The organism is Haloplanus sp. (assembly GCF_028275055.1).
GTDB lineage: Archaea > Halobacteriota > Halobacteria > Halobacteriales > Haloferacaceae > Haloplanus.
This window is the reverse complement of sequence record NZ_JAQCNJ010000051.1, coordinates 1-19363: the sequence shown is the minus strand read 5'-3', so window position 1 is coordinate 19363 and position 19363 is coordinate 1. Positions and strand designations below refer to the sequence as shown.

At 66.6% G+C, this 19363-nt stretch carries 18 protein-coding genes and 1 pseudogene; 9 read left to right on the top strand and 10 right to left on the bottom strand.

The annotated features are described in order from the left end of the window. The 4 genes from Q0925_RS07005 to Q0925_RS06990 form a co-directional block, all read right to left on the bottom strand. The coding region (locus Q0925_RS07005) for an NAD(P)/FAD-dependent oxidoreductase (RefSeq protein ID WP_299333303.1) at positions 1-303 on the bottom strand (303 nt) is incomplete at its 3' end. Between the two features lie 110 nt (positions 304-413). Continuing rightward, on the bottom strand, positions 414-1055 hold the full coding sequence (locus Q0925_RS07000) for a class I SAM-dependent methyltransferase (RefSeq protein WP_299333300.1): 642 nt from the start codon (positions 1053-1055) through the stop codon (positions 414-416). Positions 1056-1105: 50 nt separating this feature from the next. Further along, entirely contained in the window at positions 1106-3217 is a 2112-nt protein-coding gene (locus Q0925_RS06995; protein ID WP_299333298.1) for a type II secretion system F family protein, read from the bottom strand. Beyond that, positions 3214-4872: a type II/IV secretion system ATPase subunit gene (locus tag Q0925_RS06990; protein WP_299333296.1), complete on the bottom strand. Its 1659-nt coding sequence runs from the start codon at positions 4870-4872 to the stop codon at positions 3214-3216. Before Q0925_RS06990 ends, Q0925_RS06995 begins: the two co-directional genes overlap by 4 nt. Before the next feature lie 204 nt (positions 4873-5076). On the opposite strand from Q0925_RS06990, the gene Q0925_RS06985 reads away from it, so the two are divergent. Further along, positions 5077-6030 carry a transcription initiation factor IIB gene (locus Q0925_RS06985; protein WP_299333293.1) on the top strand — a complete coding sequence of 318 codons (954 nt, stop codon included), beginning with the start codon at positions 5077-5079 and terminating at the stop codon, positions 6028-6030. Here Q0925_RS06985 and Q0925_RS06980 read toward each other — a convergent pair. Further along, positions 6027-7709: a flippase activity-associated protein Agl23 gene (locus tag Q0925_RS06980; RefSeq protein WP_299333290.1), complete on the bottom strand. Its 1683-nt coding sequence runs from the start codon at positions 7707-7709 to the stop codon at positions 6027-6029. The two genes, Q0925_RS06985 and Q0925_RS06980, sit on opposite strands and share 4 nt — an antisense overlap. An 81-nt stretch (positions 7710-7790) precedes the next feature. Between Q0925_RS06980 and Q0925_RS06975 the strand changes: the two genes are divergently transcribed. Together Q0925_RS06975 and Q0925_RS06970 are read left to right on the top strand one after the other, a co-directional pair. Further along, on the top strand, positions 7791-9152 hold the full coding sequence (locus tag Q0925_RS06975) for a phosphomannomutase (protein WP_299333288.1): 1362 nt from the start codon (positions 7791-7793) through the stop codon (positions 9150-9152). Positions 9153-9249: 97 nt separating this feature from the next. Then, positions 9250-10617 carry a geranylgeranyl reductase family protein gene (locus Q0925_RS06970; protein ID WP_299333285.1) on the top strand — a complete coding sequence of 456 codons (1368 nt, stop codon included), beginning with the start codon at positions 9250-9252 and terminating at the stop codon, positions 10615-10617. A gap of 420 nt (positions 10618-11037) precedes the next feature. On the opposite strand, the gene Q0925_RS06965 is transcribed toward Q0925_RS06970, so the two are convergent. The 3 genes from Q0925_RS06965 to Q0925_RS06955 form a co-directional block, all read right to left on the bottom strand. Continuing rightward, positions 11038-12177: a PQQ-binding-like beta-propeller repeat protein gene (locus Q0925_RS06965; protein ID WP_299333282.1), complete on the bottom strand. Its 1140-nt coding sequence runs from the start codon at positions 12175-12177 to the stop codon at positions 11038-11040. 438 nt (positions 12178-12615) lie between these two features. Then, positions 12616-13902, bottom strand: a complete 1287-nt coding sequence (locus Q0925_RS06960; RefSeq protein WP_299333279.1) for an amidohydrolase — start codon at positions 13900-13902, stop codon at positions 12616-12618. Between the two features lie 66 nt (positions 13903-13968). After that, positions 13969-14301 carry an uS10/mL48 family ribosomal protein gene (locus Q0925_RS06955; RefSeq protein ID WP_299333277.1) on the bottom strand — a complete coding sequence of 111 codons (333 nt, stop codon included), beginning with the start codon at positions 14299-14301 and terminating at the stop codon, positions 13969-13971. Between the two features lie 98 nt (positions 14302-14399). On the opposite strand from Q0925_RS06955, the gene Q0925_RS06950 reads away from it, so the two are divergent. Further along, on the top strand, positions 14400-14861 hold the full coding sequence (locus Q0925_RS06950) for a bis(5'-nucleosyl)-tetraphosphatase (protein WP_299333275.1): 462 nt from the start codon (positions 14400-14402) through the stop codon (positions 14859-14861). 31 nt (positions 14862-14892) lie between these two features. Beyond that, positions 14893-15894 carry a DUF5787 family protein gene (locus tag Q0925_RS06945; protein WP_299333273.1) on the top strand — a complete coding sequence of 334 codons (1002 nt, stop codon included), beginning with the start codon at positions 14893-14895 and terminating at the stop codon, positions 15892-15894. Between the two features lie 7 nt (positions 15895-15901). On the opposite strand, the gene Q0925_RS06940 is transcribed toward Q0925_RS06945, so the two are convergent. Further along, positions 15902-16393 (bottom strand): DUF5797 family protein, encoded by a 492-nt coding sequence (locus Q0925_RS06940; RefSeq protein WP_299333270.1) that lies wholly within the window; start codon positions 16391-16393, stop codon positions 15902-15904. Positions 16394-16489: 96 nt separating this feature from the next. Here Q0925_RS06940 and Q0925_RS06935 point away from each other — a divergent pair, with 96 nt between their 5' ends. Continuing rightward, positions 16490-17263, top strand: coding sequence for an enoyl-CoA hydratase/isomerase family protein (locus tag Q0925_RS06935; RefSeq protein ID WP_299333267.1), 774 nt, complete (start codon positions 16490-16492; stop codon positions 17261-17263). A 61-nt stretch (positions 17264-17324) separates the two neighbouring features. On the opposite strand, the gene Q0925_RS06930 is transcribed toward Q0925_RS06935, so the two are convergent. Beyond that, positions 17325-17606 carry a DUF7577 domain-containing protein gene (locus tag Q0925_RS06930; protein WP_299333265.1) on the bottom strand — a complete coding sequence of 94 codons (282 nt, stop codon included), beginning with the start codon at positions 17604-17606 and terminating at the stop codon, positions 17325-17327. Positions 17607-17725: 119 nt separating this feature from the next. On the opposite strand from Q0925_RS06930, the gene Q0925_RS06925 reads away from it, so the two are divergent. From Q0925_RS06925 to Q0925_RS06915, 3 genes and pseudogenes are all read left to right on the top strand, one after another. Next, on the top strand, positions 17726-17992 hold the full coding sequence (locus tag Q0925_RS06925; RefSeq protein ID WP_299333263.1) for a hypothetical protein: 267 nt from the start codon (positions 17726-17728) through the stop codon (positions 17990-17992). Positions 17993-18224: 232 nt separating this feature from the next. Then, positions 18225-19127 carry a 4-hydroxy-tetrahydrodipicolinate synthase gene (gene dapA, locus Q0925_RS06920; protein WP_299333261.1) on the top strand — a complete coding sequence of 301 codons (903 nt, stop codon included), beginning with the start codon at positions 18225-18227 and terminating at the stop codon, positions 19125-19127. Continuing rightward, positions 19124-19363 (top strand): annotated as a pseudogene (locus Q0925_RS06915) (4-hydroxy-tetrahydrodipicolinate reductase); the annotation flags it as partial. The gene dapA and the pseudogene Q0925_RS06915, both read left to right, overlap by 4 nt.

The window sequence follows — 19363 nt, the reverse complement described above, 5'->3', positions numbered from 1 at the left end:
ATCGTTGGCGGTGCGGTCGAGGCCGGAGACGAACGCTCTGCGGTGTGTCGCGCCGTACGATTGGACCTGCTCACGCGCCGTCTGCAGGAACTCGACGCCGGAGACGTCCTCGGTGACGCCGATAACGTTGTGCGTGTCCTGCATCATCGCCGCTCGCCCACCGCCGCGGTCCAACACGACGGTGTCGTGGCCGAGGCGGGTGGCGTACAGCGCGGCGGTCAGGCCGGCCGGCCCACCGCCGACCACGGCCACCTCGTAGTCGCCATAGATGTCGGTGTCGGTGTCGGTGTCGGTATCGCTCATCAAATGTGTCTACGCTCGCCGGGGGGTTAAGTCCTCCACGTCTGTGCGGCCGCTCTCCCAGAGCGCCCGGCCGGGACACCTGCGGTCCGGCAGCGAACGCCCACGACACATCAGTCAGGCGGCCCGACGACCGCATAGCAGTTGCCACTCGCCCGGAAGGTGTCGTGGGAAACGAGGGTACTCGACCCCAGGTCGCGGTCGAACTCGGCGGGGTCGTAGATGTGATAATACCGCGGGACCGTCTCGCCGCCCGGGAGCGTCCAGTCGACGGTTGTGTCGAACCCGCGGTCGGCGTCGAACCGGTCGTGGGTGGTGCTCCAGACGGAGACCAGTGCCCGCCCGCCCGGTGCGAGGACGCGCCCGAGTTCGTCGAGGCTCCGGATACGGGTCGCCCGTGGCCGAAGGTGGTGGAGAGTCGCGACGTAGACACCGAGGCCGAACCGGTCGGCCCCGAGTGGAAGACGGGCGGCGTCGCCTTGGACGAGTGGCAGACAAACGTCGTCTCCTCGGTCGGCGTGTCGTCGCCGCGCGGTCCTCAGCAGGCCCCTGCTGGCGTCGATGCCGACGACGCGGTCGGCGCGGTCGGCGAGCACCTCGGCGTGGCGACCGTTGCCACAGCCCAGATCGAATGCCAGCGCGGCCGGGTCGGCGTCGGCGACGAACGACTCGATCTCCGGCCACGGGTGTTCGCGTGTCGCGGCGAAGTGGTCCGCGATGCGGTCGTACGTGGCCCGTGGCTCCGGTCGGTCCATACACCGACGCGTATCGCGGCGCACATATACATGCCGCGGCGACCCCGCGCTCAGAGCGCGAAGGCGAACACCGCGTATGTGAGCGCGAGCAGTCCGGTCGCGTGCTTGATTCCGTCGGCCGTGCCGCCCTCTGCGAGTTGACCGGCGATGATTCCGGAACAGACCGCTTGGATCGCTGAGAGGTGGAAAAAGAGGAGTTCGTACGCCCCGGTGTTGATCTCCGACCCGGAGAACGCCCCGGCCAAGCCGCCGACGCCCGGGGCCGACGACGGTGTGGCAGTCCCCACGCCCGCCGCCTCTTGCACGGCGGGAATGAAAGCGACGGTCAGTGCCGCGACGATGCCGAGAAAGACGAGCACGGAGATGTAGATAACGAGAACGTAGGTAAGCATCTCCTGTCGCCGTTCTCGACGGAGACGGCGTGTTTCTTTGGCCTCGTCGGCGGCGATGCGGAGGACCGGCGCGATGTCGCCGCTCGCGTCCATCGCGTTCGTGATCAGCGTCACCGCCTGTGACACCATCCGGACGCGGGTTCGGACCGCCAGCCGTTGGAGGGCCGTCGACGCGTCCGTTCCCCATTGGATATCCCGCCACATCCGGTCCACCTCGGCTTCGAGGCCACCGAGATCGGTGCCGGCGACGCGCTGGATGCTCTCGACAACGGTCATCCCGGCCTCGTTGACGCTGGCGAGGCGGTCGAGAAAGTCGGGAACCGCACGTTCGAGCCGGCGGACCCGGCGCTTGTGTGTCTCGTGGAGAACGGCGAACACGGCCATCGCGAACAACGACGCCTCAATGACCGGCCCATCGAGAGTCTGGAGCGCCGACGGACCAAGCGGGATCGGGACGGAGCGAGTGAGCACCCAAAGTAGCCCCAGCGGTACGGTGACGACGAGACTGACCCGCGGCCGTTCGAGAACGTTCCGGAACGGGTGGTTCGCCCACGCTCGAAGCGCCCGAAACCGGTCGTAGGCGACGAGGCGGTCGGCGTTTCGCCGCCAGCGGTCGACCGTCTCCCCGCCGTCCGAGATGGGTGGTGTCGGGGGACCGGCCGGCGCGTCGTCGTTCTCGTCGGTGGCGGCCGCAGTGGCGACGGCGGCGTCGCGACTGACGTTCGTCATCGCCGTCTCGTCCTGTGTCAGGCTGTCTATATAAACGACGAACACGGCGCTCGCAAGCGGGATACCCACGTAGCCGATGATCCGGACGAGCGTGAGGGTGTTTTCGATAACCAGCCCGATGACGACGAGAATGGTGATCAAAAAAAGCGGGCCGGCGACGAGAACCGTCACGTACACCTCGGCGAACGTCGCGACGAGTTCGAGATACTGTTGTTGTTGAGATTCGGCCTCCTCCTGAAAGCGCTCGTACTGCTCGCGGAGAAACGGCGGCAGGTTCCGGCCGCTTCCGAGAACGCTGGCGAGGTTGCTCGAAAACTCCCCCAACCTCTCGCTGGGCGTTCGGTCGGCGGTGTGTCTAAGCGCCGTCAGGATATCCGTCGAAAAGGTGTCCATCTCTCGCACCGTGACACCGATTTCGCGGGCGGCCTCGCCGTAGATGTCGTCGTTGTCGGCAAGCGTCGCAAGCACCGCCGGAAAGGGCATTCCGCTCCGGGAGAGCGCGTACACGAACGCGATTGTCCGGGGGAGCGTCGCCTCGATTTCGCTTGCCCGTGCGGTCGCCAACTGATCGAGGTACGCCCACCGTACCCAGTAGGTGCCGAGCGCAAGCACCGTTCCGACCGTCGCCCCGAAAAAAAGAAACAGGACAAACAGGCCAAGAAGCGTCAGATCTTGGATCCGGGTGAGTCCGGCAAGAAAGGAAAGCGGGGTGGGGACAAAAGCGAGGATTGCGGCCCGACTGATAGAAAAGAGATCCACCAGCCACACGGCGACGTAGACACCGAGAACGGCGCCGACGACGCCGGCCAAGCCGGCGAAAAACAACGTCCGTGAGGCGAACACACGGTGGGTCGTTCCGGCGTGTGTCGCTCGCATCCGTGAGCGCTGCCACGGCTTCCGCGAACTCCCCCCGACGTAGTCCCCGAACACCGGGACGGCCAGCCGCGAGATGAACAGATCGGCCCGCCGGCTGAACGAAGCACACACGACCGGGAGAAGCAGTAGAGCGACAAGCGCGAGCGGAAGCAGGTGTGCGATCACGTGCGGTCACCGGCATCCGTGTCACCGGATCCCGACACGTCACCGAGATCTATCTCGCCGATGCGCTCAAGCACTCTGTCGGGGTCGGCGTAGTACTCGTTGATCAGCGCGGTGAACCGTCGGTAGTCGGTGATGCCGCGGTCCTGCAACGCCGCGAGGAACCGTCGTCGGTCGCGGAGCTCCTCCAGCAGGCGGGTTCGACTCCACCCTCGGTCGTCCTGAATCTCGTCGAGCAAGGAACTGTCGTAGCCCTCGAAGGTGTCGGTGTCGGCGTCCCAGGTAAAGGAGTTCGAGTAGTCGAGTTCGCCGGTCCGTTGGTCGACACCCCCAATCTCGCTGATGGCCGCGGAGCGACGAACCCGCTCGCCGTCGAGACGGGTGAGTCGCTGGACACAGAGCAGGTCGAGCGATTGGATCATCGCTCGCGGGACGTTGATCGGTTCGTTTTCGAGGCGGTTGATAACCGTCTCGATGCTGTCGGCGTGCATCGTCGAAAACGTGGTGTGACCGGTGTTCATCGCCTGGAACAGTGTCACCGCCTCCTCGCCCCGCACCTCGCCGACGATGATGTACTCGGGGCGGTGGCGCAGTGCCGACCGCAACAGGTCGTACATGTCGATGTCGGCTCCTTGATGAAGTCGTTCGCGCGTGACACTCGACAGCCAGTTATCATGGTACAGCGACAGTTCGCGCGTATCCTCGATTGAAAGCACCTTCGACCGCGGCGGGACGAACATCGACACCGCGTTCATCGACGTGGTCTTTCCCGAGGCCGTTCCACCGGCGAAGACGAGCGACTTGTTGTTCTCGATGGCGAGCCACAGATACGCCATCTGCTCGATGCTGAACGTACCGTACTCGACGAGGTCGATCGGCGTGAACGGATCGTCGGCGTACTGGCGGATGGTGAACGCAGACCCCCGTGGCGTCACCTCCTCGCCAAGGGCGAGTTCGACCCGTGAGCCGTCGGGCAGTGTCGTCCCGACGACCGGGTCGCCGACGCTGATATGGCGGCCGGACTGCTGTGCCAAGCGAACGACGTAGTTGTCGAGTTCGTCGGGATCCTCGAACACGACGTTCGTCCCGATGTCGGTGTACCCGTCGTGGTAGACGAAGATGGGGAGATCATAGCCGTCACACGACACGTCTTCGATGTGTTGATCGTGCATCAGCGGGTCGAGACGGCCAAAGCCACGGAAGTCCCGGATCAGATAGTAGTGGAACTTATGAAAGGTCGACATCGCCACGTCGACGCCGTACTCCTCTAACAGCGACTCGAGTTCCGTCGTCAACACCGTTTGTTCGGCCGCCACATCGGTGTCCCGGTGGAGCAGGGGGTCGCGGATGTCCTCCCGGACCCGGTCGAGCAGTGCGGCTTCGAACTCGTTCAGATCCGGTTCGACGACGTTGTACCGGTGTTCGTTCTCATCGGTGTCGTAGGTGATGACGACGAAGGCAAAGGGGGCGTTCACCCAGTAGCGGTCGCGTTCCTCGTGAGCCGGCGGGGAGTCGAACGTGGCGAGGGGGCCGTCCTCGCCCGGACGAAACGGGCGAGCGTCGATGGACGACCCTCGGAGCATCTCGTAGGTTCGGACGAGTCGCTGGCGAAGTTCGCCCAGCGTCCCCCCACTCGGTGACGCCGCGTCCCCTGACATCGTACGTGGCAAACCGGCGCGCGCTAACTTAAACGTGCGCCTGCGACCGGGACCCGACCCCCGCCGGTACGACGGGTGGAGCGTGTCACGACGGGACCAACTCCGGCGTCCCGCCGCATACGGTGGCCACGGCGGCGGCGGAGCACGCGATCTGCGGGGTGACCGGCCAAAGATTTAAATAAAAGGTTCGCCACGACACTTATAATGGAACGTCCTAGCCGCCAACGTCAGCGAAGCCAGGAAACCGAACAGGACGCTGACGAATCCGTGGACTGTCCCGAGTGCAACTCGGACAACGTCGTCACAGACGCGGATCAGGGCGAACTCGTCTGTGACGACTGTGGACTGGTGATCGACGAACGACAGATCGACCGCGGACCGGAGTGGCGGGCGTTCAACCACTCGGAGCGCCAGAGCAAGTCCCGGGTCGGTGCGCCGATCACCGAGACGATGCACGACCGCGGGCTGACGACGACCATCGACTGGAAGGACAAGGACGCGTACGGGCGGTCGCTCTCCTCCGAGAAGCGCTCACAGATGCACCGACTGCGCAAGTGGCAGGAGCGTATCCGGACGAAGGACGCGGGCGAACGGAACCTCCAGTTCGCGCTTTCCGAGATCGACCGGATGGCGTCTGCGCTCGGCGTCCCCCGGTCGGTACGGGAGGTCGCGTCCGTGATCTACCGACGGGCGCTCAACGAGGATCTCATCCGCGGGCGGTCGATCGAGGGGGTCGCTACCGCAGCCCTCTATGCCGCCTGTCGGCAGGAGGGAATCCCCCGGAGTCTCGACGAGGTGGCCGAGGTCTCCCGCGTTCCACAGAAGGAGATCGGCCGAACCTACCGCTATATCTCACAGGAACTCGGACTGGAACTCAAGCCCGTCGACCCCAAGCAGTTCGTCCCGCGGTTCGCCTCTGCGCTCGAACTCAGCGAGGAAGTACAGGCCAAGGCCACCGAGATTATCGACGTCTCGGCCGAACAGGGGCTGCTCTCGGGGAAATCGCCGACCGGGTTCGCGGCGGCGGCCATCTACGCGGCCTCGTTGCTTTGTAACGAGAAAAAGACCCAGCGCGAGGTGGCCGACGTCGCGCAGGTCACCGAGGTCACCATCCGCAACCGGTATCAGGAACAGATCGAAGCGATGGGCTTCCGTTAACGCCTGACGAACACGACGATCTCTCGATTCCACAGCGACAACCGGTACGTGTTCGCCTCGTAGCCGTCCAGTCGCGCCGCGAGCGTCGGCCGCTGGCTGGCCTCGGCGATCACCACCGGCGGCACGGTGTCCAACGCCGCCAGTCCCTCAACACCGCGGACCCCCGTCGTCTCCGCACCCGTCCGCTCGATGTACCACGGGAGCGGCAGCCGGTTTCCCCACGCGTCGCTCACCGGCGGCCGGCCCGTGTCGGCCTCGGTCCGGGCGACGAACGTCGGGCCGTAGAACAGCACATCGACACCATCGTTGCCCTCGGCGGCGGCCGATACGTCGGCGCGAATCGGATCGAGGCTGTCCGCGGGCTGCGCGTGGTGGACGAGCGGATTCTCCGTCGTTGTCGGTCCGTATGCCGTGTCCGCGACGGCGACGCCGACCCCGCCGACGACGGCAAGCGCCACCAGTCCGGCGACGGCGACGCCGACGGCGTCGTCGCGGGCGAGCGCGCGAGCGGCGTAGCGGACGAGCAGTCCGGCTCCCACGGCCGCGGGGACGAGCGCCGGCGCGATAGTGTGAACGGCGAGCCACGCGGCGCTCTCCTCGGTGATGACCGGAAAGACGAGCAGTGACGCGCCGGCCCAGTAGGCGTGGAAGGCGACCACCGGCCGCGTGGGACCGGGGCCGTACCGATCGGCGGCGAAGCCGACGGCGGCGAGGACAACGACGACGGCCGACGCCGCCAAGAGCGTCTCGGCGTGGGCGCTCAGATACGGGAGGAGTTCGTGTTCGCCGCCCTGCCGCCGACCGACGACGCGGACGCCGTAGAACCGCCGGGCTGCGCCGACAAAGGCCGCCTCTACCGTGCCAGGTGTCGGCTTGATTCCGCCGCCGGTTCGTGGCGCATAAAAGTAGAGGTGGATGGAGAGCAAAACGGCAACCGCGCCGAGAGCGGCCCGTGGCGACCCTCGAAGTCGGACGAGGGCGGCCCCGATTCGCTCCCGGGCGTCGACGCTTTCCTCGGCGAGTCGTCGCTGGTCGACGGTGAGAACGGCGGCGGCCAACCAACAGAGAACGTAGCCGACGACGAACCCCGACGCCGCGACGGCGAAACCGAGAGCGGCCGCACCGAGGTAGCGGTAGCCGGCCGGAGCCGCCCCGTCCGCGTCGCAATCGAGAAGGCGGGCACCACAGCCGACGACGACGAGACCGAAAACCGCGAGGGGGAGGTCACCCCGGAGAAACCGGCCGTAGTAGATGAGAACGGGACTGGCGGCCAGCAACGCCGCGAGCGCGACCGTTTCGGCGTCGCCGAGGCGGTAGCCCGAGTCCGGACGGCCGTCACGGCCGTCGCCCGGCCCGCGAAAGAGGAGTGCGAGAAGCGGCGACAGGCCGCCGACGACGGCGACGGCGGCGCGGGCGGTCATGTCGGTTGCACCCATGACGTCGAAGACAGCCCGACCGAGAACGTACAGTAACGGGCCGCCGGCGACGGGGCGGTAGGCGAGCGTGCCGGTGTCGAGCGAGCGGAGGGTCCAGTAGCCGACGCGGGCCTCGTCCCAGTGGAGCGGGCGGGTTCCGAGGTTGACGATTCGGGCGGCGAGGGCGACGGCAACGAGGGCGACGACGGCGACGACGACCCGGTCGATCCGCGATCCGGGACCGTCGGGGTCGGCCGCTGGCATACCGCCCAATCCGCCGGGGTCGGCCTGAACCTTTCGATCCCTCACCGACCGATACAAGCCGGTGGCCCACGGACGGTAGGTATGGATCTCTTCGGGACGGCGGGCATCCGTGGGAGCGCGGTCACGGACGTGACACCGGAACTCGCGGTGGCGGTCGGGCGGGCGATCGCACGCGCTGACGGCGGAGATCGATCCACCGAACTCGTGATCGGTCGGGACGGGCGGACGACCGGCGAGGGACTGGCGTCGGCCGTTGAGGCCGGCGCGCTCTCGGGTGGTGCTTCGGTCCGGCGGGTCGGTGTCGTCCCCACGCCCGCGCTCGCATACGCCGCCCGCGGTCGGCAGGGTGTGATGCTCACCGCCTCGCACAACCCACCCGGCGACAACGGGATCAAACTCTTCGCCGATGGCGTCGAGTTCGACGGTGAGGCCGAGCGGGCGATCGAACGGCGGGTCGACGACGGCTCCCGACCGCTCGACTGGGACGGCTGGGGCGAGGCGCGCGACGCGTCGGTGCTTCCCGCCTACCGCGAGGCGGTCGTCGACCACGCCCGTCGGTACGGCTCGTCGCTCGACGGTCTCAAGGTTGTCGTCGACTGTGCGAACGGCGTGGCCGCGCTCGCGACGCCGGCGGTCCTGCGGCGCCTCGGTGCGAACGTCGTCACGCTCCACGGCAACGTCGACGGCCATTTCCCCGGCCGGGAAAGCAAGCCGACGCCCGAATCACTCGGCGGGCTCCGCCGGTTCGTCGCCGACGGCGACGCCGCGTTTGGGGTCGGGCACGATGGCGACGCCGACCGGATCGTCATCGTGGACGGCGCCGGCGAGGTGGTTCACGAGGACACCGTTCTCGCCATCGTCGCCGAGCGGTGCGTTCGCGACGCCGACGCCGCCGATCCGGTCGTTGTGACGACGCCCAACGCCTCGGCCCGGATCGACGAGCGTGTCGTCGCCGCGGGCGGGCGGGTCGAACGGGTCGCGCTCGGCTCGCTCCACGAGGGCGTCGCAAGCGTTCGAGACGGCGACGGAACGGTCGCGTTTGCGGCCGAGCCATGGAAGCATATCCACCCCGGATTCGGCGGGTGGATCGATGGCGTGGTCAGCGCCGCCGTGATCGCCCGACTAGTCGCCAAGGAGGGGCTTGAGGCCCTCCGTGACCCGATCGACGAACGCCCGTACCGAAAGGTGAGTGTCGCGTGTCCCGACGACCTGAAGAAAGCGACGATGGACCGGCTGGCGGCGACGCTTCCGGAGGCGTTTCCGGACGGAACCGTCGACCGATCCCACGGGATCCGACTCGAACGGCCGGACGGGTCGTGGCTGCTCGTCCGTCCGAGCGGAACGGAGCCGTACGTCCGCCTCTACGCCGAAAGCGAGGCCGTCGAGGAGTTGGTGGCGACTGCGCGCGACCGGATCGAGCGGGCTGTCGAGGCGGCGGCGTAGCGACGGTGGGGGGCCAGGTTCCCGTCGAGTCCCGTCGTCTCGCCGGCGACGGAACGGGAACGAAGAGTTTTCCCACCGCGGAAGCCACGCTGTACCAATGAGCACTCACGAGTGCGACGTCGCCGTCGTCGGGGCGGGCACCGCCGGCTGCTACGCCGCGGCGGCGGCCGCCGCCGACGGCCTCAACGTCGTCGTTATCGAGCGGAAAGACGAATCCGAGGCGGGACATATCGCCTGTGGCGACGCACTGAAAGGGGCCGACGCGTTTCCGGACGCCATCCCGAAATCGGAGATCAGGCCCTCGTTTACCAACACCGGCGTCGACCACGGTCGATTCGAACTCCCGGAACACGACACCGTTCTCGACATCCCGGTGCCCGGCGAACTCGCCGTCATCGACCGCTTGGAGTTCGGACGGCGCATGATCGACGGCGCGACCGAGGCGGGCGCGGCGTTTCACTACAACACCGTCGTTCAGGACGTTCTCCAGGAGGACGGCCGTGTCACCGGCGTTCGCGCCATCCGGACGGGCGACCCGGTCACCTACGAGGCTGCGGTCACCATCGACGCCGCCGGCGCGCTCTCGATCCTGCAGGACAAAGCCGATCTCGAAAACACCACCTTCGACACCAACGTCTCGTACTCCCAGTTCTGCTCGGCCTACCGCGAGATCGTCGAGGTGCCCGAGGAGGTCGAGTGGGACGACGCCCTCGTGTTCAAGCCGACCGAACGGGCCGCGGGCTATCTCTGGTACTTCCCGCGGACGAGCACGACGATCAACGCGGGCCTCGGCTTCCAGATGACCGAAGCGCCGATGAAACTGGTCCAGGACCTCCGAGCCGACCTGCAGACCCGACCGGAGTTCGAGGGCGCGGAGGTGAAAGACAAACTCGGCGCGGCGCTTCCGACCCGACGGCCGTACGACTCGGCGGTCGCACCGGGTTTTGTCGCCGTTGGCGACGCCGCCGGCCACGTCAACCCGACGACCGGGGGTGGCATCGCCGGCGCGGCCTACGCCGGCACCTACGCCGCCGACGCGGTCGTCGATGCCCTCGCGGACGGCGGCCCCACCGAGGCGGCGCTGTGGGAGTACAACGAGCGTGTTATGGACCACTTCGGGGCGCGGTACGCCGGTCTCGACGTGTACAACGTCCTTTCGACGGCCATCGATGTCGACGACCTGATGGGGCTTTTGGCATCGATCCCGGGCGAAAAACTCGCAGAAGCGCTCTACTCGGGGTCGACATCGATGGGTCTCGGCCTGAAACTCAAAAGCGCGGTCAAGAGCTTTGGCTACTGGGGAACGATACTCGATTTCTACCGGACCAAACAGCTTTCGGAGAAACTGATCGACCGATATGATGCCTATCCGTCCGATCCGTCCGGTCTCGAGGCGTGGCAAAACGACCGCGACGACCTGATGGACCGGGTGTACGAGACGACGGGCGCCGAGCCGAAGTACTAACGCGAGTCCGGCCGGCACGGCCGCCCCCGTTGTCCGTGGGTTTCGTTTCCGACCCAGGTGATGTCGTTGTCGTGGCCGTGTTTCGACCCGCCACAACGCCAACTACCGTCGGAGCTTGATTCCGTGGGATTGGCCGGGAGGCTGTCGCCGCCCGTGAGCCGTTCATCCTGTCACCGCCGGTGTCAAACGCCCGGGGCTTGTTTCTTACCGACCCTTCGTGTTGCCGTCGTTGGAGTCGGAGTCGGAGTTGAGGTCGAAGTCAAAATCGAAGTAGGGGTGGAGCGGGTCCGTGTTGTGGTCCCGCGTCTTGGTACGCCTCCGTCACCGTGCGGCGACACACCGTGATACTCCATGGCGACGCCCCGAGTGCGAGAGGCAGATGATTGTGTGCTCACCGATACACAGCGGCCACGCTCCCGTTCACTCAGCCAACGCGTAGACATTGTTGTCGCTACTGCCAACATAGACGGTACCATCGACCACTGCCGGCGACGAGAGCCGAGCGCCCTCATCCCGGTAGCTCCACCGTTCAGAGCCGTCAGCCGCCGACAGCGCGTGTACGCGGTCACCGCTGCTGACATAGACAGTGCCGTCGCTCACCACCGGCGAGGAAGTCACGCGGTTGGCAGTCTCGAATACCCACTGCTGTGAGCCGTCGTCAGCCGATAACGCGTGGGCGTTACCATCGGTACTCCCGATGTAAACGGTGTTATCACCCACCGTCGGGGACAGGAGCACAGCATCCCGAGTCTCGAAGGCCCACTGTTCGGAGCCGTCGGTGGTTGACAGTGCGTAGATATTGTCGTCGCTACTGGCGACGTAGACGGTGTCATCGGCCACCGCCCCCGCGTACGCTGCACCCCCGGTTTCGTAGGTCCATCGGGCGGCGCCATCAGCAACTGACAGCGCGTGGACAGCGCCACCATCTAAACCGAACACACCGCCCACATAAATGGTGTTATCGACCACCGCAGTCGGTGAGAACAGCTCCCCTTTGTTCTGAAACGTCCACCGTTCGGAGCCGTCGCTGGCTCCCAGTGCGTACATCCTACTGCCTGTACTACTGATATAGACGGTGTCCTCATCCACCTCCGGCGACGTTCTCGCCTGCCCTCTGACCTGGAACGTCCACCGTTCGGAACCGTCAGCCGCCGACAAGGCGTACACGTTGGTGTCTCGGCTACCGACGTAGACGGTGCCGTTAGCCACCGCCGGTGGGGATGTCTCACGTTCAGCCTGCTGATATATCCACCGCTCGGTGCCGTCGCTGGCACTCAGTGCGTACACATTGCCACGCTCATCACCGATGTAGGCGGTATTATCGACTACTGTCGGCGGTGAGGAGACTCCCCCCTCGGTCTGGTACGCCCACCGCTCGGTGATTTCTCGGTCAGTTTCTGTCGGTTCGTCCGATGCTGTCGACTCACTCGACTCGGTTCTGTCATTGGATCCTGTATCACTCGAACTGTCTCCACCACCTGAGCATCCAGCAAGTGCTACGGTGGTTCCGATGCCAGCGGTACGGAGAACCCGACGGCGAGACACTGACGAGTCGTCCATCACAATTACTACATAATATACAAGCAGGAATCAAAATACCTGTGAACGGCTCTCCGAATCATGTCGTATATCTGTTACGAAAGCGAACGAGAACGCCGACCATCCGGTCTATTTCGGGCTGACAGCTGTTCCGAGCGGTGACCGAGACTCCGGCCACAGAGTTTTGTCCTCTGCTCGCCGCGACCGCTCTCGTAGGCCTCGGGACGTTCGCGGATGTCGATGTCGTGTCCCGGACGGTCGTCGGATATCGGTTTGTTTCGGGTGTCGGAGGTGATCGATCCGTCGTCATACCGGCCCTTCGTACGTTACCGGGACGCCAACGGGTCAGCGGCACGGTTCGGCCGGCATGAGTGGTGTGGTGACCCGTCGGGGGGAGACCGGTCCGAGTCTCCGGAAGCGCACATCCGCCGTTCCCCACCTGCTGTCGGTCGCTGGTCTCTACACCGCTTCCCGACCCAGCCGTTCGATGGTTTCGGTGAACACGTCGACGGCGATTCGGATACTCCGTTCATCCACGTCGAAGGTCGGCGTGTGGTGTCCGCCGGGATGGTCGGTGCCGACGCCGACGTATGCGGCCAGTCCGCCTCGTTGTTGAACGTGGCGCATGAGGTAGGTGGCGTCCTCGCTGCCGCCTAGCTTGGCGTTGTCGAGAAGGGAGTCGACGCCCTCGACCTCGGCGGCGGCGTCCGCGACGACGGCGGCAAGGTCGGCGTCGCTCTCGCCGCCGGGTGCCCGACCGGCGCGTTCGATTTCGACCTCGCAGTCGTGCATCTCGGCGGCCGACCGGACGACGCGTTCCGCGTGGTCGTCCATATACTCCATGAGTTCGGTCGTCTCGCCGCGTACTTCGCCGTCGATGAAGGCCTCCTCGGGAACGATGTTCGAGGCGGTGCCGCCGCCGACACGGCCGGCGTTGACCCGTGTCTCGCCGTCGTGGTGGCGGGGGATGGCGTAGAGGTTCCCGATCGCGGTCGCCATCGCCTGGACCGCGTTGCGACCGCGTTCGGGGTGGCCGCCGGCGTGGGCCGACGCACCCGCAAAGTCTGCACGGAACTGACTGACCGCGAGAAAGCCGTCGATCCCGGCGACCACCTCACCGGTCGGGTGGTCGAGACCGACGTGAAGCGCGAGGAGCCGGTCCACGTCGTCGAGGTGGCCGCTCTCGGCCATCGGTTCACCCCCGGCAATGATCTCCTCGCTGGGTTGGAAAAACAGCTTGAGCGTCCCCTCGAAATCACCATCGACGACGGCGTCGAGAACACCCACACCGACGGTCGCGTGGGCGTCGTGGCCACAGGCGTGCATATACCCCTCGTTCTCGGAACGAAAGCCCTCGGCGGCGGGGTGATGGTCGTCGCCCGCCGCCTCTGTGATCGGCAGGGCGTCGATGTCGACCCGGAGGCCGATCGTCGGGCCCTCGCCCCGTTCGAAAACGGCGATCAGTCCGGTGTGACCGCCGTCGAGTCGGTCGACGATGTCGGCCCGTGCCCCGGCCTCGACGGCGCGGTGTGCCCAGTCAGCCAACTCGGCGTCGTCCGGAACGCCCCGGCGGTCGGTCCCGAGCGCCTCCGGGCCGACGTGGAGTGCATCGAGCGGGCGTCGCTCCAGTTTGTCGACGAGGCGGGCGGTGGTGTAGAACTCCCGCCAGGCGGGTTCGGGGTGTCGGTGCAGGTCACGGCGGAGGTCACGGAGGCCGTCATCAAGGTCGACCGTCGGGGAGCGCATGCCGAAACGGACGTGAGCCATCTTAATAAGTCGTGACGGTTGGCGGACCGGAGGGACAACCGACTGCTACCCGTTTCGGTGGCCGAGGGGCTTTTTTCGATCGACTTCGATTTCGACGTGGACGCTCTCGGGGAACTCCATGTGGCCGATCCGGCCGGCCACCTCGTCGTTGCCGTGGATCTCCAGCCGACGCGAGTAGGACGTGTACTCCCACGATGGGTATCGGTCGCCGGGCTGAAGGGTGCGATACTGCGGGACGGTGAGATGCTCGGGAGGCGCCGAGTGGGGGCCTTTACACTCCGCACCTTTGCGTTCGACCATCCGCTTGAGGTCGGTGACGAGCGATTCGAGCGCCTCTCGATCCCCGCTTTGAAAACTGAGTTTGGTCACGAAGGCCATGGTTACCACATCGGTGCGCGCTCGAAGGTGAAAAACGCACCCGTCCGGGACCGCATCTGTCCGATATTCTATTAACCCGGGACCGTATACAACCGATAATGACGGTCGAAGCGATCAGTGCTGGAGCCATCCTCTTTCGCGACACCCGCGGCGAACGGGAGTATCTCCTCCTGAAGAGCCGCCCCGGCGACTGGGAGTTCCCCAAAGGCGGGGTCGAGGGCGACGAGGAGCTTCAGCAGACAGCGATCAGAGAAGTTACCGAGGAGGCCGGAATCGAGGATTTCCGGCTCATCGACGGCTTCCGTGAGGAGTACGATTACGTGTTCGAGGCCGGCGGCAACACCATCCACAAGACGGTCCACCTGTTTATTGCCCGCTCGTTCGAGGCGAGCGCGGAGCTTTCGACGGAGCACCGCGACCTGCAGTGGCGGGACTACGAACAGGCGATCAACACGATCACGCAGGACGGCCCGCGGGAGATACTCGAGGAGGCCCACGAGTATCTGGACGGACTCGTCGACTCCGGGACCGAAGCGGGCAAACGGACGTACCTCGGGTGAGCCGACCGAGCGGCGACCCGGTTCACCGGCCGTGATCGACGGCGCACCCGGCGACGCCGAGTTCGGCTTCGAACTCGTCACCTGCCGGTGGGCCGAGCGTGCGTGGCCGCCGGACCGCGACACCGCGACCGTCCCGGTCGTCGCCCGCCAGCTCGGCACTCGGAATCGCCGCTGGGACACCGTCGTCGTTGAGGCCGACCCGGAGGGCCTCGCCGCGCGTGCGGCCTTCGGGGAGGGGGCGCTCGATTCCGACCTGCTCCACGTCGTTCGCAACGCCCCCACCGACTGGGCGTGGTATCGCGACGCGCTCCCCGACCCCGACTACCCGTGGCGATACGTCCGCGCGGCGGTCCACCGTGCCGACGCTCGTGGCATCGTCGACACCAAGCGCGACGGAAACCGGATTCGGATCAGGCAGGTCGAACCCTACCCCGACTGGGTGTGCCGACTCGTCGCCGTCGAGAACAAGCCCGACCTCTCGGCGAGTGCGGCGCGGGCACTCGTCGATCAACTCGACCACGACGTCTCGGCCGCGCTGGCCGATGAGGTGTGGGTCGCCACGGCGTCGACCGGCGAGACGGTCGAACCCGCTTTGTTCGAGGGTCTTCCCGTCGAGGCCGGCGTTCTCGCGCTCTCGCTCGACGGCGAGGGCGTCGACTCGCGGGTTGTGTGGCACCCCGCGACGCTCGATCCGGCCGCCGAGGCGTCGTCGCCGCCGGCCGACCGGGAGAGCAAGCGACTGGAACTGGCCGAACGGGCGTACGGGTCGGGCTGGCGGTCGTACGTCGAGACGATGCGGCCCGACTGCCGGTGGTTCCGACTCAGGGAGTCCGCCGACGCGTTCGTCCCGTGGTGTGCCGAGAAGGAGTGCCACCAGACTGCGGCGGAGTGTGCCGGCGACTGTCCCGGGTTCGAGCCCGAACCGCCGGCGTGGCGGACCCACGGGTGGCCCATCGAGGGCGGACCGGGCAAAGGGATCCAGCGACTGTTAGCCCGGCGTCGGCGACGGCAACGGCGACCGGACGGGGAGTGACGGCCGGTCAGACGATTTCGACCTCGACGCCTGTACCGTCGGCCGCGCGTTTGTAGGTCGGGACGGTCCGGTAGACCACCTCGACGACCCCCTTGCGCCGGAGATTACCGAGCGCCTCGCGAACCGCGTCCACCCCGGGGTCCGTTTCGAACGCCGCCCGAACCTTTTGCAGGACGCTCACGACGCTCTCGGAGCGCTCATCGGGGCCGGCGACCACCTCGAACACCTGCGCTTCGAGTTCCGGGACGCGGATCACCTGGACGCCGTCCTCGTCGCCCTCGACACCGGGGTCGACACCGACCAGGTCGGCTGCCTCCGGCGTCGCGCAGATGTAGCTGTTCTCGTTGCGGTAGTAGTAATCGGCGAGGTGGGTTTCGAGATACGAATGGACCTCGCTCCCGCCGTCGAGCCCCCACCGCTCCTGCAGTTCACCGTTCTTCGTCGGCTGGAGGCGGACGATGTCCGCCAATCGGTCGCGTTCCTCCTCCGACAGTGTCATCGTCGGGCGGTTCGGCCGACGCACATATCGGTGTTCCGCTCGCCAACGACCGGCAGACCCCGAACGATTAATCCCTTGGCCACCGTCGGGTCGGGCGTGTCTTGGAACACCGTCACCCTCGACGTCGCCGACGGCGTCGCCAACCTGACCGTCGACCGGCCCGACGCACTGAACGCGATGAACACCGAGACGCTCGGCGAAATCGAGTCGGCAATCGCCGAGGCGACGGAGCAAGAAGCGCGCGTCTTGGTTCTCACCGGTGCCGGCGACGACGCCTTTATCGCCGGCGCAGATATCGACTACATGAAGGAGTTCTCGACGCCCGAGGCACTCGCCTACGCCGAGCGAGGACAGGGCGTCGTCCGCGACCTGCGGGGGTTCCCGGGTGTCACCATCGCCGCCATCAACGGCTACGCGTTCGGTGGTGGCTGTGAGTTCGCTCTCGCCTGTGATCTCCGCGTGGCGAGCGAACGAGCGGTCATCGGACAGACCGAAATCGACCTCGGAATCATTCCGGGGTGGGGTGGTACACAACTCCTCCAGCGTCTCGTTTCCGACGAACTGGCGAGACGACTGATCTTTTTCGGCGACCGCCTCGACGCGACCGACGCCCACGAACACGGCCTGATCGGCGAGGTGGTCGCCCACGACGACCTGTACGATCACGTCGACGAGATGGCGGCCGAACTCGCCGCCAAGCCCCGCCACGCCCTCTACGCCGCCAAGGAGGCGCTCAACGCCTACCACGAAACCGGAGGCGAAGGAGCGATGACCGTCGAACGGCGGGCGTGGAGCGGTCTGTTCGGCACTCCCGACCAGCGTGAAGGGATGACGGCGTTCGTCGAGAAGCGGGATCCGGAGTTCGAGTAGTTTACCTTGTCCCGTCGGGCGGCGCTCCCGACGGCTCCGGACCGACGACGGTCGCCCGGCGTCAGAGGCTCCGGCCGCCGATGGGTGGGACGGGACGCCGGCCGACAGCCGCTGTCCCGGGAAGTTCGGAGACACACCGCCCACAGTAACGGTATCCGGGCTCGTTTTTTGCCCCACAGTCGGGACAGACCACCTCCTCGGACCCCGCCGAGCGCCCGGGGCCGGCCGTCGGACTCGCGTCGTTCTCGTGGAACCGGATCCGTCGGGACACGTACGCCACGGTGAGCAACTGTGCTCCGACGACGACGATCAGGAGCGCGTACAGCCACGGCTCCGGAATCATGAGTATCGGTTCGTACGGTCCGGATCCACTTGTGTGTTACCCGGTGGCGTCGATACCGGCACCGGTCCGAACGACGGCGCGTGCCCACCATTAAATATCCCCCGGGCAAACGCCGGGATATGGGCGAACGCGTGAATCTGAATCGGGTCGAGTCGGCGTTTGAGCGGCTCGAATTCCCGGTTACCCGGGACGACGCCGCGGCCGAACTGGTCGATGTGACGGTTGCTTCCGCCGACGACGAGGCGAACCTGGGCGAACTGGTTTCGGAGATGGGAAGCGACGCCTTCCACACTCCGGACGACCTCCACGCCGAACTCGAGGCCGTCCTGCCGGCCGGCATGGTGGGAGACCCGGGGCAGTCCGACGAGGATGTAGAATCATCATAACGCGCGCTCGAACACAAGACATAAATCCACTCCCCGTCGGTCTGGTGGTGTGACCCGGCTTCGCGTCCCGGTCGTCGTTCGCGGTCCGAACACGACGCGTGGCCACGCCGCTCTCCTGACGAAGCGCGGCCGGTAGCCTCGCTCGCGGCGGGCGTAGCGACCCCGTCCCGGGCGTGTTCCGACCGGTCGAGTTCCGACACGACTAACAGCGCAGCCGCCCCATCCAAAGGAAATGACGTTATCCGAGTTCCGCGGGGTCTACCCCGCCATGACGACGCCGTTCCACGAGAACGGCAGTATCGACTTCCAGACGCTCCGGACGAGCGCCCAGCGTCTCGCAGACGCCGGCGTCGACGGCCTCGTTCCGGTTGGTTCGACCGGCGAAAGCGCCACGCTCTCCCACGACGAACACATCGAGGTGGTCGAGGCGGTCGTCGACGCCGTCGGCGACGAGGTGCCCATCATCGCCGGCTCCGGTTCGAACAACACGGCCGAGGCGCTCTCGCTTTCCCGTCGCTCCGCCGACGCCGGGGCCGACGGTCTGCTTCTCATCTCGCCGTACTACAACAAGCCCGAACCGGCGGGCATGTCCGAGCATTACCGGACGGTCGCAGACGAGGTGGACCTTCCACAGATCGTTTACAACGTCCCTGGGCGCACCGGCCGGAACATCGAAGTCGACACGGCGGTCGAACTGGCCGCCCATCCCAACATCCGGGGGTACAAGGCCGCGAGCGGGGATCTCGCGCAGGTGTCGGAGGTCGTCGAGCGAACCCGAGATCAGGAGTTTTCGGTTCTTGCCGGCGACGACGGCCTTATTCTGCCGACCCTCGCGGTCGGCGGGCGAGGCACCATCAGTGTCGTCGCAAACGTCGAACCCGGACGGACCGTCGAGATGGTCCACTCGGCGCTCGACAACGAGTACGAACGCGCTCGCGCGGTCCACCACGAACTCGGACCGCTGATGCGCGCGCTGTTCTGGGAGACCAACCCCATTCCCGTCAACGAGGCCATGGCCATCCGGGGGTACGGTCCGGGCCACGTCCGGTCCCCGCTCACCCGTCTCTCCGAGAACCATCGTGACGATCTCGAAGCCGTTCTTGCGGATCTCGAACCGCTGGAGGTCGACGGGTGACACGCCTCGCCGTCACCGGCGCCGGCGGCCACATGGGCCGGGAGGTGCTCGCGGCGGCGAGCGACCGTGACGGCCTCGAGGTCGTTCTCGCGGTCAACAGATCGACGGTCGGCCCGGTCTCGGGCTACAACGTCGAGGACGAGGCGGATCTGCCCCGGTTGCTGGACGAACGCGATCCGGACGTTCTCGTCGACTTTACCCTTCCCGATCCGAGCGTCGGCTACGTCGAGGCCTGC

Bases quoted from the DNA above. Each gene is read 5' to 3' on its own strand.
- Q0925_RS06960 (WP_299333279.1), bottom strand. From the start codon at position 13,902: ATGCGCTCCCCGACGGTCGACCTTGATGACGGCCTCCGTGACCTCCGC.
- Q0925_RS06925 (WP_299333263.1), top strand. From the start codon at position 17,726: ATGGGCGAACGCGTGAATCTGAATCGGGTCGAGTCGGCGTTTGAGCGG.
- Q0925_RS06980 (WP_299333290.1), bottom strand. From the start codon at position 7,709: ATGCCAGCGGCCGACCCCGACGGTCCCGGATCGCGGATCGACCGGGTC.
- Q0925_RS06950 (WP_299333275.1), top strand. From the start codon at position 14,400: ATGACGGTCGAAGCGATCAGTGCTGGAGCCATCCTCTTTCGCGACACC.
- Q0925_RS06985 (WP_299333293.1), top strand. From the start codon at position 5,077: ATGGAACGTCCTAGCCGCCAACGTCAGCGAAGCCAGGAAACCGAACAG.
- Q0925_RS06965 (WP_299333282.1), bottom strand. From the start codon at position 12,177: ATGGACGACTCGTCAGTGTCTCGCCGTCGGGTTCTCCGTACCGCTGGC.
- Q0925_RS06940 (WP_299333270.1), bottom strand. From the start codon at position 16,393: ATGACACTGTCGGAGGAGGAACGCGACCGATTGGCGGACATCGTCCGC.
- Q0925_RS06990 (WP_299333296.1), bottom strand. From the start codon at position 4,872: ATGTCAGGGGACGCGGCGTCACCGAGTGGGGGGACGCTGGGCGAACTT.
- dapA (WP_299333261.1), top strand. From the start codon at position 18,225: ATGACGTTATCCGAGTTCCGCGGGGTCTACCCCGCCATGACGACGCCG.
- Q0925_RS06975 (WP_299333288.1), top strand. From the start codon at position 7,791: ATGGATCTCTTCGGGACGGCGGGCATCCGTGGGAGCGCGGTCACGGAC.
- Q0925_RS06955 (WP_299333277.1), bottom strand. From the start codon at position 14,301: ATGGCCTTCGTGACCAAACTCAGTTTTCAAAGCGGGGATCGAGAGGCG.
- Q0925_RS06930 (WP_299333265.1), bottom strand. From the start codon at position 17,606: ATGATTCCGGAGCCGTGGCTGTACGCGCTCCTGATCGTCGTCGTCGGA.
- Q0925_RS06970 (WP_299333285.1), top strand. From the start codon at position 9,250: ATGAGCACTCACGAGTGCGACGTCGCCGTCGTCGGGGCGGGCACCGCC.
- Q0925_RS07000 (WP_299333300.1), bottom strand. From the start codon at position 1,055: ATGGACCGACCGGAGCCACGGGCCACGTACGACCGCATCGCGGACCAC.